The 15,992-nt window shown below is 43.6% G+C and carries 14 protein-coding genes; 2 read left to right on the plus strand and 12 right to left on the minus strand.

Going from position 1 to position 15,992, the window contains the following annotated elements; translation table 11 throughout:
* Positions 1-76 precede the first annotated feature (76 nt).
* Together DPF90_RS01280 and DPF90_RS01285 are read left to right on the plus strand one after the other, a co-directional pair.
* On the plus strand, positions 77-1,021 hold the full coding sequence (locus DPF90_RS01280; protein ID WP_114783862.1) for a hypothetical protein: 945 nt from the start codon (positions 77-79) through the stop codon (positions 1,019-1,021).
* Positions 1,022-1,170: 149 nt separating this feature from the next.
* Positions 1,171-2,187 carry an alpha/beta hydrolase family protein gene (locus tag DPF90_RS01285; protein ID WP_114783864.1) on the plus strand — a complete coding sequence of 339 codons (1,017 nt, stop codon included), beginning with the start codon at positions 1,171-1,173 and terminating at the stop codon, positions 2,185-2,187.
* Positions 2,188-2,204: 17 nt separating this feature from the next.
* On the opposite strand, the gene DPF90_RS01290 is transcribed toward DPF90_RS01285, so the two are convergent.
* From DPF90_RS01290 to DPF90_RS01345, 12 genes are all read right to left on the minus strand, one after another.
* Positions 2,205-3,278: a helix-turn-helix domain-containing protein gene (locus DPF90_RS01290; RefSeq protein ID WP_114783866.1), complete on the minus strand. Its 1,074-nt coding sequence runs from the start codon at positions 3,276-3,278 to the stop codon at positions 2,205-2,207.
* Between the two features lie 96 nt (positions 3,279-3,374).
* Complete coding sequence (locus tag DPF90_RS01295; protein ID WP_114783868.1) at positions 3,375-3,809, minus strand: pyridoxamine 5'-phosphate oxidase family protein; 435 nt, start codon at positions 3,807-3,809, stop codon at positions 3,375-3,377.
* A gap of 297 nt (positions 3,810-4,106) precedes the next feature.
* A complete protein-coding gene (locus tag DPF90_RS01300; RefSeq protein WP_114783871.1) occupies positions 4,107-4,400 on the minus strand; it encodes a HigA family addiction module antitoxin in 294 nt (97 codons plus the stop codon).
* Positions 4,400-4,678 carry a type II toxin-antitoxin system RelE/ParE family toxin gene (locus DPF90_RS01305; RefSeq protein WP_114784256.1) on the minus strand — a complete coding sequence of 93 codons (279 nt, stop codon included), beginning with the start codon at positions 4,676-4,678 and terminating at the stop codon, positions 4,400-4,402. The genes DPF90_RS01300 and DPF90_RS01305 overlap by 1 nt, the downstream gene beginning before the upstream one ends.
* Positions 4,679-4,745: 67 nt before the next feature.
* Positions 4,746-5,171 carry a GNAT family N-acetyltransferase gene (locus tag DPF90_RS01310; RefSeq protein ID WP_114783873.1) on the minus strand — a complete coding sequence of 142 codons (426 nt, stop codon included), beginning with the start codon at positions 5,169-5,171 and terminating at the stop codon, positions 4,746-4,748.
* Between the two features lie 138 nt (positions 5,172-5,309).
* Complete coding sequence (locus tag DPF90_RS01315; protein ID WP_114784259.1) at positions 5,310-6,773, minus strand: ATP-binding protein; 1,464 nt, start codon at positions 6,771-6,773, stop codon at positions 5,310-5,312.
* Between the two features lie 4 nt (positions 6,774-6,777).
* Complete coding sequence (locus tag DPF90_RS01320) at positions 6,778-7,431, minus strand: response regulator (RefSeq protein WP_114783875.1); 654 nt, start codon at positions 7,429-7,431, stop codon at positions 6,778-6,780.
* 102 nt (positions 7,432-7,533) lie between these two features.
* On the minus strand, positions 7,534-8,535 hold the full coding sequence (locus DPF90_RS01325; protein WP_114783877.1) for an HlyD family secretion protein: 1,002 nt from the start codon (positions 8,533-8,535) through the stop codon (positions 7,534-7,536).
* Positions 8,536-8,568: 33 nt separating this feature from the next.
* Positions 8,569-9,585 carry an NADP-dependent oxidoreductase gene (locus DPF90_RS01330; RefSeq protein ID WP_114783879.1) on the minus strand — a complete coding sequence of 339 codons (1,017 nt, stop codon included), beginning with the start codon at positions 9,583-9,585 and terminating at the stop codon, positions 8,569-8,571.
* A gap of 64 nt (positions 9,586-9,649) precedes the next feature.
* The gene (locus DPF90_RS01335; RefSeq protein WP_114783881.1) at positions 9,650-10,294 is read right to left on the minus strand and encodes a hypothetical protein; all 645 of its coding nucleotides are present in this window, start codon (positions 10,292-10,294) and stop codon (positions 9,650-9,652) included.
* Positions 10,291-11,880: an MDR family MFS transporter gene (locus tag DPF90_RS01340; RefSeq protein WP_114783883.1), complete on the minus strand. Its 1,590-nt coding sequence runs from the start codon at positions 11,878-11,880 to the stop codon at positions 10,291-10,293. The genes DPF90_RS01335 and DPF90_RS01340 overlap by 4 nt, the downstream gene beginning before the upstream one ends.
* Positions 11,877-15,968 carry a non-ribosomal peptide synthetase gene (locus DPF90_RS01345; RefSeq protein WP_114784261.1) on the minus strand — a complete coding sequence of 1,364 codons (4,092 nt, stop codon included), beginning with the start codon at positions 15,966-15,968 and terminating at the stop codon, positions 11,877-11,879. Before DPF90_RS01345 ends, DPF90_RS01340 begins: the two co-directional genes overlap by 4 nt.
* Positions 15,969-15,992 lie beyond the last annotated feature (24 nt).

The following is a 15,992-nucleotide window of genomic DNA, read 5'->3' on the forward strand; positions in this document are numbered from 1 at the left end:
TTGCTATTGAGTGTTTCGCAAAACATTGAACATTAGTGAGTAGCAAAAAGTCGGCGAATTAGGTAGGTGGTAAACTATGAAAATCATTCAATTTCTTACTTTGCTATGGGCACCTTTGATGCTCGCCCCACCTATCGCGATTGCCAGTGAAAATGAATCACAGAGCCTTGAGGAACAAGCATCGGAAGTTTCTCAAACGTCCACTCGTCTTTCATGCAATTCATGGAGTACGCCAGGCAATTTTACCTGTGACTTCTTGGATAAAAAGCCAGAAATTGGCTGCGACGAATGCTATATGGGCACTTTCTCTAAAGGCTGGACGATTAAAGGTAGTTGGAGCGGTGATTTTAATTGGTTTGGAAAGTGCGCTGCCGTAGATAACTCGACAACTACGCATATCAAACAGATCAGTGTCGCTGGATTACCCATGCCACATGTCGAAGTTACCCATACTGTTAACAAAGCCTGTACCGACGAAACCGGTAAGTCATGGGCCCAAGGTGATAAAATTGGCTCCATGATAGATTATGATGCCTATATCCCGCCATCGGATTACTTTTCGGAAACATGGTCCACTAACTCATATTCTAATGTGAAGAAGAAGCAATGCTCGCAAATCAATTCTCATGGTTCTTTAGTATGGGTATGTAGCGAGTACTTTCTCCTTAATGGAGCCTACGAGTACTACGTTGATTGGGAGGATTTTTCTAAAGCATCTGGGCGCTGTGCCAATAGCGGTTGGGAGCTTCCACCCTATCAAATAATCATTGATTATCTTAATGACAAAAACACCAAGCCTTCAAATCAAGAGCCCATGCATGAACGATATGTATGGAGTGCAGAGAGCAACGAGCCTGGCAGTCGATATGCTGTGTACAATAATTGGTCTTATGATTGGGTAAAAGGCACTCGTGCAGAAACAGATGGCGCTTATACCTTCTGCGTACCTCATGATCCTTATATGGAATCGTGTCCGATTGAAAATACCGCGAATTCCGAAAGTTGTTTTTATAAAGATTAATAGAAAAGTCTTGGAGACAAACAACCAAACCTTGGTCGATACATTCGGTAGTCAAACACGATCTAGAGCGTCCTCGATCGTGTTTTAGGTCTCGTGAGACCTAGCTTTAGTCCATATTAGCTCCAATCAATTCAGTCGGAGCTAAAATCATGAAATGGACATATTTTCTGTTCGCATCCTTATTTTTTCTTTGCGCTACCGTCACTGCTTCAGGTGTTGGATTCACACAAATCACCTTAACCGATGACCCTCATCGACCACTAAATACCGCTATTTGGTATCCTACACAAGATGTTTCAGCGACAACCTTGATTGGTGACAACCCAGCTTTCGTTGGAACGCATTTGATTAAAGGTGCCCATATCAAATCAGGCATATTTCCTGTGGTGGTGTTATCACACGGCTACCGAGGAAACTGGCGAAACCAAAACTGGTTGGCAACCGGGCTTGCTAAGCGCGGCTACATAGTAGCGGCCGCTGATCATCCGGGAACTACCTCTTTCGACCAATCATCCGTCCAAGCCGCAAAATGGTGGGAAAGACCGCAAGATGTGTCACGCATTCTGGATTATTTATTAACCGCAACCAAATGGAAACCATCTACTAACCCTAGCGATATTACTGCGATTGGACATTCATTGGGCGGCTGGACAGTGATGTTATTGGCTGGAGCGAAAATAGATAGAGCAAGGTTTGAGGCTGATTGTCTACTATACCCTAACCCAAGAACCTGTGGACTGTCTCAAGAGCTTGGGTTATCAAGGGACCAAGTCTCAGAGCCACACAATAAAGCGCTGCGAGATCCGCGAATCAAGCGTATCGTGAGTCTGGATTTAGGTCTTGCTCGAAGCTTTTCTACCGAGAGTTTAAGAGACATTAATGTACCAAGCTTAATACTCGCGGCTGGCGTCGATATAGGCGATCTGCCTCAGGCATTAGAGTCTGGCTATATTGCTGAGCACATATCTCTAAATTTAAGACGCTACAAAGTCTATGAAAAAGCGGCCCATTTCAGTTTTATGCAAGACTGTAAACTCGGAGCAGAGGTTATGCTCGAAAATGAGGTATCAGGCGATGGCATTATTTGCAAAGATGGCATAGGTGCATCGCGCCGCGAGCTACATCAATTGATGTTAAATGACATCCTTAACTTTCTAAACCGCTAAACAGCAAGCAAACCGATTCAATCTAATCCTTGTGGCGAGCTTCGATACTCACTTGGAGTTCGCCCAGTTATCCTTGAAAACTCACGATTAAAATTAGATTTGGTTTGGAAGCCCGAGCTAAGAAAAATATCCGTTATTGCCTCATCACTTTGCTTAAGAAGGGTCTTCGCATGCTCAATTCGATAAGCATTGATAACCTTTGAGATATTTTGCTTATAAGTCTGATTAACCGCAGCCGATATTTTTCGGGCCGGAATACCTAACTTTCTCGCTAACCGATTAAGAGACAGATCAGGGTCTTTAAATACTTGTTGCTCTTTCATCAATGCATCAAACCTAGTCATGATCTGCGCAGTTTCTTCAGCTTTGTCTTCATCTAAACTTTTCACTGAATTGGTTGGCATATCCGCTTGTTCAGGAAAGCCATTTAACATGGAAGGCTCAACTTGAGGCTGTTGGCATTCGCTCGCAGAGGTTGTACTTAGGCTAACAACCACCACTGCAGCAACAATAGCAGGAATAAGCACAAGATAACCAACCGAGAGTATCAAGCTCGTGTGCTGCGCATTGAGCAGCAAAATATCATAAGAGAGCACGCCATCAACCAAAGCAGAAAACAGCAGAAGTCCACCCGCAGCCCGCTCAGCTACAACCACTTTCGATAGATCAGTTAGCCGGACATTTTCCGGCACACTGAACGACGACTTTAGCAACAAGCCACCATAGCCGAGATAGAGAAAGATCAGCAAAACATCGACGGTACCAACCCAGATATGATGATAAAAAAATGAGCCAACCAAAACCGCAAACGGGCCTAACCAATGTAACTGCGTATTAGATATACTCCGATGAGCTCCCGCGAAACAGAGCCAAGCCGCGACTGGCACACATGCGCTAAGAACGGGCTGCAGGAAGCGAACCAAGGCAATATCTAGCGTCCATCTCAGCCCTACGACCATCATCATTAATACACACAGCATGATAAACCGGAATGGTTTTTGACTAGTTTGTGGGTAACGGCATCGAAGCACCACGCCAGCTATAAATAACAACAACGACGCGACAAATGGTAAGGGAATAGCGAGCATCAAAAGTCCGTTTAAATTCGAGAAAAGATCATTGAAATGTTTGTAACACTCATACCAAGTCCAAAAAGCGCAGCGCAGGGGTGTTTACAAGGCTTTATTTTAATAAGATTGGTCACGCAATACGACTTTTTCAGGCGCAAAGCATACAAAGACATTCTCAGAGTTAGACTGAAAGTCGATAAAACGTGCATTCCATTTTGATTTGTCGTTACCAAGATACTTATTCAATAAACGTTCAGCACGCGAAGAGTCAAACTCGTGAACATTTGCAATGCCTCTAAAACCCGCATGGATAGATTTACCCGATGTCCTATCCCAATACACAATACTGATGGCGCTTTTGGGCTGCTGCGCCACTCTTTTAGAGAAGGAGTCACCTTTTACGGAGATGATCCAAATTTTCCCATCTTCCCACAAAAACCAGACAGGAGAACAACACGGCCCATCCTGTGACTCACTTGCTAAAAAAGCATATAAGGGCTGAGATAAAAATTCATCCAAATCTAGGTTTCTACTTTTCTCGATAATTTGCATTTAGTATCCATTTGTAATCTAACGCCGCTGTCTTACGAATCCCCTCATAATTTCCATATAAAACAATGATTACATGCACATCGCTCATTCTGATCTAACGAATTTCGCCAAAAATACAACTGACTAAATGGATTTAATAGGAATACCAACGCCTTGCACACCTGTGGACTAGGAAATTTATGGGGGGATCCGCCGGCGTCCGCCTAACACGCAATGTATTGGTGTAGCTTTTTGCGTTGTTTGCCAAAACCATGACAACTTAACATTGTTGGAGTTTAGGCTCTTGTTATATTCCCATTACGCTGCAGCGAAGCTGATAGGATGAACTTTGGTTAAATTAACGTTTTGTTTAGCTTGCCAAAGATTGTAATTGTCCTGCATAGATAGCCAACTTTCTGGACTTCTACCCAAAGCCTTAGACAATCTTAATGCCATTTCAGGGGTAATGGAGCTCTGTCCCTTAAGGACTCTGTTAAGAGTTGAGGCTGAGACATCCAATTGTTTCGCGACAAATCTACAGCTGTAACCAAAAGGTTCCATATATACATCGGAAATGAATTCACCCGGATGCGGTGGATTATGCATAGTCATTAGTGATAATCCTCGTAGTTTAATATGTAGGCGTTACCATCTTTGAATTCAAATGTTACTCGCCAATTGCCATTTACAGTTATTGACCAAACACCGTCTCGATTGCCTTTCAATTGATGCAACTTAAATCCTGGTAAATCGATATCTTCGATAACCGACGCGGTATCTATAACGGCTAGTTGCATTCTCAAACGGCGGTCATGTTTAGCTTGAATCCCAGCTTTGCTTCCAGTCTCGAAGAACTTTTTCAAGCCTTTGTGTTTGAATGTCTTGATCATTAAGCGAAGTGTAGCGTGTTGCGCAACAGGTGTCAACTGGGAATATAACGCTCCGCTCAGCGGTTTGCTATATTTTCTTGACTAAACAATATGTTGTGTGTCCTATAGGGTAGTCGGGTAACTCACCAAAAACTGTAAAGCCAAGGTTTTCATAGAATGGCTTTGCTTGGAAACGCAAGGTTTCCGTACGCAAATAGTGAAAACCTTTTGATTTGGCAAAGCGTTCAGCAGCTTCCATTAATTGAGTGCCAACTCCCAGACCACGAGTGTCCTCGGAGAGCCAAAGCAGTTCAATTATACAATAATTCCAAAATGCAGTGGCTCTAATACCACCTTGCACTATGCCATTTTCATCTTTAGCTAATACTGCAAACTTAGTGTCTTCTTCAAAAACGACTTCATCAGACATGTGTTTTTGATTAAAAGACTGAATTCCCTTACTTAGAAATTCAAGATCTTCTTTATTCGGTGAGCAAGTTACTTCGATGTGCATTTTCACTTCCAATGTTGGTTAAAAATATAACATTTTAGTAATGCGTATTTACCTTGCTGGGTCTAGTCAAAACACGCAAGAATTTTTTCACTATTTAAAAATTAATGCTGTTCAGATACTTGCTTTGAAAGCAATTTTCTAGATTTCGGCTATTAGTGCTTGGGTTTCACTGCGCTGAAAGGGCAAAGTAATGATAAAAGCCAGACCCGGGTGCTGCGCTTGTACTGTGATAGTGCCATTGTGCAAAGCAATAACCCGCTCTACTATCGCCATGCCTAATCCGGCGCCTTGAACCTTATTTTGTGTTTCTCTGGCTCGGAAAAAACGATCAAAAATACGTTCGATATCTTGTGCGCTCATCCCACGGCCACTATCAGATATGATGATTTGTACGCTATCATGGCTTGGAACAATTTCTGCCCATATGCTAGTGCCATCTCCTGAATAGCGAATCGCGTTATCAATCAAGTTTCGAAAAAGGCAATTTAAAAAGATATCATTTCCTTGTATGACGCAAGATTCGAACTCAGCATCCAGCATCATCTCCTGATTTTGTTTAAGTGCCAGCGGCACCAGCTCGGCAATAACACTGCGTAACAAAGAGACCACATCAACGGGCTTGTCGAGATCTACCGTTAACCCACTTTCTACCTTGGCTAAAGTAAGAAGCTGTTCAATTGTCCTCTCTGAACGAACAATACTCTCTTCTATTTGGGCGAGGTCGTGGTTCTTTTCTTCTGCATTATCGGTTTTAAGCGCATTCTGGGCGTTGAGCTTTATGACGGCAAGTGGTGTTCTTAGCTCATGCGCCGCATCTTGGTTAAAACGTTTTTCTCTTTGCCAAGCCGCATCGACCTGATCAAATAAGAAATTTAAACGCTTTACTAAGCCGTCAATCTCGGTAGGGACATCAGAGATGTTGACGTGAGACAGATTGTCTATCGACTTTTCAGATATTTCCTTTTCAAGACGGCTGATAGGGGCAAACAAATGGTAGGTAAACAGCACTAGTAGCACACATAAAAGCGGAGTAGTCACCAGCAAGGGAACAATGGCTGGCATCGCGATTTTATTTTCAATCTTACCGCGTAATTGCTTGTCCTCTCCAAGCCATAACCAGAGTAATTCGCCGCTTTTGGGTTGGGTCAACACCATAGTAACCCCGCGCCATGTATTGCCCTTTTGATGGTCTTTTATGTCGTTGAGACCAGGTCGACGCATCAAGTCTAAATCGACAGGTGGCGCGTTAGCCGAATTAGCCAATACGCTACCCTGTCGGTTTAGCAACAAATATGCAAAATCATCTTTAAGCAGCTTTTCTGATGACCACTGCTCAAGCTTGTCCTCTGGTGACGTTTTACTTGTGATTTGAGCTAACATGTCTTCTGGCGCCATGTCTTGATTCTCGCCCAAGACCGAAGGGTCAGTCATCACCAGCACCTTCAAAAAACTCTCGCTCAAATCTTCAAGGCGCGCATCATTAACATCATTGATTGCTTTTGACGTATCAAAGTAAACCCAGATGATGGAGACAGTGATCACCGCCAAGCACAGCTCAACACTAACGGTTGCAACGCGGCGCTTTATTGATTTTAACTTCATGTTTTTACTGAACAATATAACCAACACCACGAATGTTTTTTATCGTATCTTTGGGCATTTTTTTTCTTAAATTATGAATATGAACTTCGATAGAATTGAGCCCTGCACTTTCATCCCAGCCATGCATGTTCTGTAATATTTGGGTTTTACTCAGCACCCGACCTGAATTAGTGACGAGATACAGCAGTATTTTAAACTCATTAGGTGTTAGATTGATCCCCTTGCCCGCCACCGCAACCTTGTGAGAATTGACAGACACGGATACGTCTCCCACCACAATAGTATCATCTGCAATCCCTGCAGAACGTCTGATCAGAGCGCCCATTCTTGCCAGTAACTCTTCAAGCTGAAAGGGTTTGACCAAATAGTCATCTGCCCCATGATTAAGTCCATAAACACGATCGTTTAACTCATCTCGGGCACTGAGAATTAATACCGGCGTCTTATCCCCTTTGTCTCTGAGCTCTTTTAGTACCTGTAATCCACTGATACCAGGTAGACCAATATCAAGAATGATCAGAAGAAAATCATCGGCTTTAAGTGCATGCAAAGCACTTTCTCCAGAAGTGACCCAATCAGCGGTATAATGATGCCTAGCAAGGGAGGCCGTAATTGCGTTACCCAGCATAGGATCATCTTCAACAAGTAATATACGCATTTCATCTCCCTACTTATCAAGAATCACAGTCAACACAAAAGGCCGACACATGCTACCAACTTAATCTATCAGACTTAAAAAAGGTTTAAATTTTTGCAAATTTCAGCGAGTATCAACGGTCACAACAGCCGATAAACCATTGTCGATCTCAACAGGTTGGTCAAAGATTATCTTTACAGGTACTCGTTGAACCACCTTGGTGAAGTTGCCTGTAGCATTATCAGGTGGAAGTAGAGCAAAGGTCGCACCTGTAGCCGGAGCGAGACTATCAATGGTTGCTGCAAATGTCTTTCCGGGGTAGGCATCAATAGTGACATTGACTGGTTGCCCTTTATGCATGCGAGCTTTCTGAGTTTCTTTGAAATTGGCTAAAACCCATGGAATGCGATCAGACACTATGCTGACCATGGACTGTCCTTGCTGAACCATCATACCGACTTGTAAATTTCGATTGCTAATGACGCCATCAATGGGAGCAAGGATACGTGTATAGCCGAGTTCTAACTTGGCTTGTGAGAGACTCGCCTCAGCTTTAATCACCATCGCATTGGCTTGTTCAATTTCACTTTTTAGCACAGAAAGTTTGTCTTGCTGCGTTTTTAAACTGGCTTGTGCTTCATAGTAAGCCGCTTCGTCCACTTTGTAAGCAGAAGCGCTATTGTCTCGCTCCCCTTTAGAGATGTAATTTTGTTTCTCTAACGCTTGGAAACGTTTATATTGTTCCAGTGAGTATTGGTATTTTGCTTTGGCAGAAATGACCTTGCTTTGATATTCTTCAATGGTACTTTTCTGCATTTGGAAGGCGGCATCCGCATTAGATTGCTCTGCCCGACTTTGAGCTAAATTGGCCTCTGCTAACTGTTTTTTTATGATTAATTCTCTGTCGTCAAGCAGTGCCAATACGTCGCCTTTTTTAACTCGTTGGTTGTCATGAATAAAGATTTTTACTACCTCAGCGTCAATCCGCGAGCTAACGTGAGTAATATCGGTTTGTACATAGGCGTTATCTGTGGTTTGAAAAAAACGCCCGTAGTAATACCAATAAGCGCTACCAATCATTACTAACGTCATTAGCGGAATAACTATCTTGAGTATTTTTTTCATAACATGACCAACTCATTAAAAAAGGCGAAAAAACTAAATCCTAACTAATGGTTTGCCGAAATGATTCCCTTCCAGCAAATCAACAAACGCTTGGGGCGTATTTTCCAGTCCATCGGTTATGGTTTCACGAAACTTAATTTGACCGCTTTCAGCCGCATCGGTTAACCATCGAACCGCGCTTGCAGCATCATTCATCCACTCTGTCACTAGGAAAAAACGATTTTCAGGGGCTGTGGGTAACGATGAATAAAAACGTGACAAGGTATTCGAGTCAACATCTTTACCTTTGTTGTATAAAGCAGCACTTCCGCAAATAGGAACACGTGACCCTTCATTGAGGTGCCTAGCTACAATCGAAGACGTTCGGCCGCCCACATTTTCAAAATAAACATCCACCCCATCAGGGCAAGCCTTGGCAATGGCGTCACTAAAGTTGTCATCTTTGTAGTTTACGCACTCATCAAATCCAAGCTCATCGACAACATAACGACACTTTTCTTCACTCCCTGCGATGCCAATCACTCGACAGCCAAGCATTTTTCCTATTTGCCCAGCAACAGAACCGACCGCACCTGATGCCGCAGAGACGACCATGGTTTCACCTGCCTTAGGTTTGCCGATTTTAAACAGACCAAAATATGCGGCGCGGCCAGGTGTGCCTGATACGCCAAGAAAGAGAGTGGGTGATAAATGTGTATCAGGAAGACGATTAACCATGAGCTCGTCTTCGTGAGCAATATAATATTTCTGCCAGCCCGAAAAAGTCCCCACTAGGTCTCCTACCAGATACTTTGAGCTTTTGCTTTCAACCACCTTGCCAATCGTCTCACCCTGAATGACATTGCCTAATCCGATCGGTTCAACATAAGCCGTGGTTTTATTCAGGCGAGGACGAGTATATGGATCCAGTGATAACCATAAATTCTCAACCAAGAATTCACCTTCCTTTAGCTCTCCGAGCGGATTGTTTGATAAACGAAAGTTATCCGTAGCAATAGCACCTTGTGGATAGCTATCAAGAACAATTGCCGGATTGACTAATTTATTCATATTGTTTCCCTTTGAGTTTTTGGTTATCAATGATGTGTAAAGTCTGCCCATAACGATCAATCTTCTACGGTGATGAGTCGCCTGTTGAAGATTTGATTGACTTTTCTGATGCCAAGCGAAAGCTAGGCCAATAAAAACTAAAACAAATCATAGCGATGGTCAGAGGCCACGCGCCAACAAAAACAAAATAGTCCGCATAATTAGGTAGATCGCTTGCAAGCACAACCACAAGCAGTGCTTTAACTGCGTAAGCAAACATCCAAGCAAGAGACACCTCTTGCCATACCCGAGCGTATTTAGGCGTGCCGTATATAGACATCTGAGTCAAACGAGGAAGCGCGTTTTCCGCTTGCGTTCGCACCACAGGGCGGCCAATGAAGGAATAGAAGCCAAACACAAGAATAACGGAGAGAGAGCCACCCACAGACAGTAAAACGCTCTCTTCGCCAATTCCCAAAAAACGGTAGCCATGCAAATATAAATAGTGAACGCAACCTGACGTTAAAATAAGCGCAATAATAGCCAAGGAACCAGTGCGTCGACTAAACATCTCTAGCGCCGCTGAATAGCATGCCGTGATGATTAAAGCTAAACCGGCACCCAACACCCAAAAAGCAATATTGTATATGAGGATAGGGATAATAATCGTCAGGCGAGCTTCACGAGATAACAAATAGCTGCTGATCCCCATAGACTTTTTATCACTCATATTGCCTCCTCCTGCTTGAGTTGAAGCCGAAAATCACGGTTTGAACACAACACCATAATTGCCGTTGCCAGCATCATGACACCCATGATCATAAATAGATCGTTAAATGCCATGATTTGTGACTGCACAGCCATTCTTTCTCCAAGAATGTTGACGGCCGTTTGCTGCAGGTGTTCGTTATCGGTCGGTAGCCCCTGATTTAAAAGAACATTTTTTACATCGCCCAGATAGTGGTAAAACTCTTGGCTACCAATTGAGACTCTGGATTTAACCGCATCGAGGTGAAAATCAATCCGAGTGATGAAATACGTCGACAATATTGCGGTGCCCATCGAGCCGCCAATACTGCGAAATACGTTAATCAAAACCGCAGAGGATGCGGCATCTTCCGCTTTGATGTTTTGCGTCGCGAGCATAGAAAGTGGCACCATGATAAAAGGTTGACCCAATGCTCTTACCAACATGGAAGCAATCATCTGCGGCCCTGCAAAATCGGCGCTCATAAAACAGTCCATAAATGAACTGATGGCCAATCCCATAAAACCAATGAAGATAAGATACTTAGGATTATATCGACGAATCAAATAGGGTATAAATGGTAAAATCACCAGCTGCGGCAGCCCCATCCAAATCACCACATGACCTATTTCTGTTGCGTTGTAATCATGAATCATGGTGAGGTAATAAGGCACCAGAAATAAGGTGCCGTAAATCGCCGACCCCAGCATGGCAAAAATCAATAAGGCATGAGAATATTGCTGATCCCTAAACAAACGAATATTGATTAATGGATGACGACATACCATCTGATCGTATACAAAGATAATAAAACTGATGGCCGAAATAAGGGTTAAAATACAAATCATCCTTGAATCGAACCAGTTTTCATCTCCACCTTTTTCCAAGATAACTTCTAAGGTGCCAAGAAAAACCATCACAGTCACGACGCCTAAATAGTCGCCTTGGCGAATAATTTTCCAATCAATGATGGGGTGTTTCATAGAGCGCTGAATCAACACCCAAGCCAATACTGAGGGGAAAACATTGACGTAAAAAATCGCATGCCATGAGAAGTGCTCGGTAAGCCAGCCACCGACGGCAGGCCCAATCGCTGGCGCAAACGTCGCAATGATACTAAAGAGCGACATCCCCATCGGCCTTTTCTCTTGCGGCAGAATTTCAATAATGAGCCGAAAAGACAAAGGAATAAGCGCTCCGCCGCAAAAACCTTGCATAGCCCGAAATACAATCATGGATTCGAGATTCCACGCCATAGAACACAATAACGAGGAGAAAAGAAAACCACCAATACACCATAGAGAGTATCGCCCTGTTCCCAAAGCTTGAGATAACCACCCACACAGTGGAATCGCTACTATTTCGGCCGTAAAGTATGAAGTCATCAACCAAGAAGCATCATCCAAGGAAGCAGACAACGCCCCCTGTATGACTTTCATCGACGAGTTGGTGATCTGAATATCCAATATGGCCATAAAGCCACCGATAAGACCACCGACTATCGCCCACCATTCCTTGTTTGAAACAACGACTTCATTCTCCTGCGTCGCCGTAGCAATACTGGTCAAATTAGGGTCTCCTGCAGGCCATGTGCCAATTGAGTCACGAATGGAGCATTCATCATAGAGATATGATCGCCCAATGCTGGAATGACACTCACAGGCTGCTGGCTAAAGGCTTGCCAGCCCAGTCCCCTTTCATTCAAACGGATACGGCCGGGTAATATCTCTTGCGCCTCTGCAACGATCACTTGCCCACCATAAACACGTCCTTGATATTGGTCGGTTGCTGTCATGTGCGCTTGTAAGATAGTCAGAAAATATTGAAAGTCTTCCGCGCTGATATTGTCTGGTACCATTTGGGCACGGCGAAAGCCATCAAGAAATACATGGCTTCTCTCAATATCAGACATAGCAGCCAATTGGGGACCCGAAGTATTAAATGGTATTCCAGTAAACCGCTCAACTTTGTGCGCAAAATAGGCCAGCCTTTCATGCTCTTGCATAGTGGTACTATCGTCGACATTCACTTGAGGCGCTGGCTGATCAAACACCAAAACTTTGGGCTGATTACCCGTAAGCTGCTCAATCTGACAAGCCATTTCAAACGCGATCGTTGCACCTAAAGACCATCCACCAATAATAAGATCAGAATGCTGAGACAGCTTGCCCAATTGCTCTACGTAATGTTCAGCCAAACGAGACAATTCATGATTGTATTCAGCCACAGTGCTAAAGTCTGACACTTGAATACCATAAACAGGATAACGCCTATCTAAGCCGTGAGTAAACTCGTCATAGCACAGCACATTTCCACCAGCCGGATGGACTAAAACCAAGCTTGGATGGGTCTCTGAATTACCTTCATTTAGAAGCACTAACGATTGACGCCCGCCAGTACTTTCCGAATATTGCTCAATGTACATGGCGAGCTCGACTATGCTGCTGTGTGCAAAAAACTCGCCTAAGGTCATTGCCATGGAAAATGCTTTATTCACTTCAATCAGAAGTTTCAAAGCACTGATAGAGTTGCCGCCAAGATCAAGAAACTTGGTTTCCGTGCTCATAATATCGCGGCTTAACACCCTGTAGTAAATTGCCTGTAAACGCACCTCCAAGTCATTTTTGGGCTCTACTGCATTGTTACCTTGATTACTTATCGACTCTTCAGGCAACTGTCGGTAGTTTATCTTTCCACTGGCTGTCATGGGCATAGACTCAAGCCAAACCCAGCTCTCAGGATGCATATAAGCGGGCAAACTGTTCTCAACTTGCTGCTTAATAATTGATTGAGTTTCGCTATTGGTTTGCTCTGGAGAGCAGCTCACATAGGCGATCAACTGACTTAGCTGATCTTGATGCTTTTGAATCACAGCCGCACTCTCAACACAACCTTGCTCACCGATGGTTTTCTCAATTTCGCCGAGTTCGACCCTAAAGCCTCTGACCTTTACTTGCCTATCCAACCGGCCAAGATACTCAAGATCGCCATGGCTGTTGAATCGACCTTTATCTCCTGTGCGGTACAAGCGCTCTCCCGCTAGATATGGGTGGTCGATAAACTGACGTTGACTGATGTTCGATTCACCTATATACCCGCTTGCAATTTGTCGGCCCCCGATACAAATTTCACCCGCTAAACCCGATGGCACAAGCTGCTGGTTTGCATCCAAAATCAATACATGATTGCCGTGTAAAGGCTGACCGATTGGAACAAACTTAGCGTCTAATTGGGTTAACTCATTGGGTAATAAATATGTGGTCACCCCAACAGTACATTCTGTTGGTCCGTAGTGGTTCACAAGGCGGCAGTCCGGCCTTAAGGTTTTGACTTTTTCCACCAAGGAAGCTGGTAAGGCTTCTCCTCCAAGAACTAAAGTGCTTTTGGGTAACAGATCCCTTGCATTGGCAACATTCAACAAGGCAGAAAGATGCGTAGGGGTTATTTTAGCGCAATCAATTGGTTGGTCTTTTAGATGAGCTGCCAGTGTTTCTGGGCTTTCTAACATCTCTTTAGTGATAATAACCAGCTCCCCTCGCCCAACAAGAGCAGGAAATAGCATGGTATGAGCGAGGTCAGTTGAGAATGAAGAAAACATTCCATAGCGAGCTTGTTCAGATTGCGCCAATACTGGTGCAACTGATTGACAATAGGCACTGATCTGCGAGTGGTAAACGCACACACCTTTAGGGTTGCCCGTGCTGCCTGAAGTGTAAATTATATAAGCTGGACGCTGACTGTTCGGGTCAGTAAACAGGTTTTCCTGTGATAATTCATGGCCTTCTCGTTCATCCAGTAGATCGATCCAGCTTAATGATGTTCGCTGCGCAAGGTCTTCTAAGTGTTGTGGAATATTTCCTGCGTATACAAGGTTGTTCACTTTTGCATCGTTTAAGATGTACTCGACTTTTGACTCAGGCAAATTGATATCGATAGGAAGATAACAGCCACCCGCTTTGAGAATCGCCAAAATAGCAACCACGCTGAGTTCACTTTTATCCATCGCGATAGCAACAGGTTCACCTAGGCTAACACCCTCTAACAGTAGCCTTTGCGCTAGCTGGTTAGCTGACTGATTTAATTCTTGGTAACTAAGCGTCCGATTAGCGCAACTCAACGCAATATCATCGGGGAAATGTTCTGAATTATGCTCAAAGTTAAGGTGGATCGGCTGTAGTGACGTCTGCTCTTTGGCAGCGCAGTTTTCAAGCAGTTGCTGCTCTTCACTCTGAGTCAGCAAAGACAAATCAGCAATTGTCTTATCTGGCGTTTCTACAATAGCAGCAAGAATCGTGTTTAGACCATCGAGCATTTTTTCTATTGTCGCGCGTTCAAATAGAGCCGTATCATAATTAATGGTGCAAACTAAACCTTCTCCGTCTTCCTCTACCCATAGGTTTAGATCCAATTTAGCGACACCATAATCGACCTTTAATGGCGTATAGCTAAATCCTTTTTGTCCGCGTGAATGGGGGTAAACTTGGTAACTTAACACGGCTTGATACAATGGGTTGATTGCTAAATCACGTGGATGATCAATAGCCTCAAGGATACGATTAAAAGGCACATCTTGGTGCGTCATTGCCTGCGAGCTTTCTCTTTTCGCAGCTTCAACAACGGATGCTAAGCTCGAGTGACTATCTAATTGAAAACGCAGTGGCAAGGTATTCATGAAAAGACCCAACATATCTTGCGTTTTTGCATCCAGACGATTAGCGAAAGGAACGCCAACAATGATGTCTTGTTGACCACTGTATTTATGCAAGAGCAGTTGATAGGCTGCCAGCATTAGATGGAATGTGGTCGCACCTTGCTTAGCTGCAGCCGATTGAAGTTTTTGGCAAAAATCTCCACTAAGAAACTTGCTGACATAACTGCCTGCAAAGCTCATTGTATCGGGGCGAGGATGACCCGTGGCAATATCTAGAATCCCTTCTGCTCCGCTTAGCTTATCACTCCAGTATTCAATACCTTTTTGATATTTTCCTTGCTCAAAATAGAGGCTTTGGTCTAGCGCATATTCCGTAAATTGAGGCGCTTGTTCATTACCATGCCCAAAATAGGTTTTCATGAACTCCAAAAAGCATAAACTGACCGTCCAGCCATCAGAAATAATGTGATGAAAGGTCAGCATGACTACGTATTCACTAGACTGTGTCTTCACCATTCTCCAGCGAAATAATGCATCATTTTCTAGGTCAAAAGATTTACATCCTTCTTCTTTTGCCACCTGCATGATCCAATGGTGCTTTTCCTCTTCAGGCATGGACGAAATATCATCAAATCCAGCATACATCGTCACTTTGTCATCAACATATTGGCACGGCTCGTTGTCAACAATACGGATCTTAGTTCGAAATATATTATGGCGATCGGCCATTTTGTTTAATGTGTCTTGAAGACGATCGGGGCTAAATTCATGGTCAACGTGACAAGTAACCGCAAGTGGATTGTTATAAGCTTTGTTACCTTTTTGGTACTGCTCTAACGCCCAAATACTCTTTTGTGCATCAGTCAAAGGAAAAATCTTTCGATTGTTATCCGATGTTGGATTCGCTTTTGTGAGCTGTGTTTTGCTATTTTTTTTCTCTCTAGCAAGTCTTTTGAGCTCTTCAATCCCCATTGATTGCAAAATTTTATGTGTTTTAGTCGTCACAGCCATGCCCCTATCGTATTTGGT

This window comes from Vibrio tetraodonis (assembly GCF_003350295.1).
GTDB lineage: Bacteria > Pseudomonadota > Gammaproteobacteria > Enterobacterales > Vibrionaceae > Vibrio > Vibrio tetraodonis.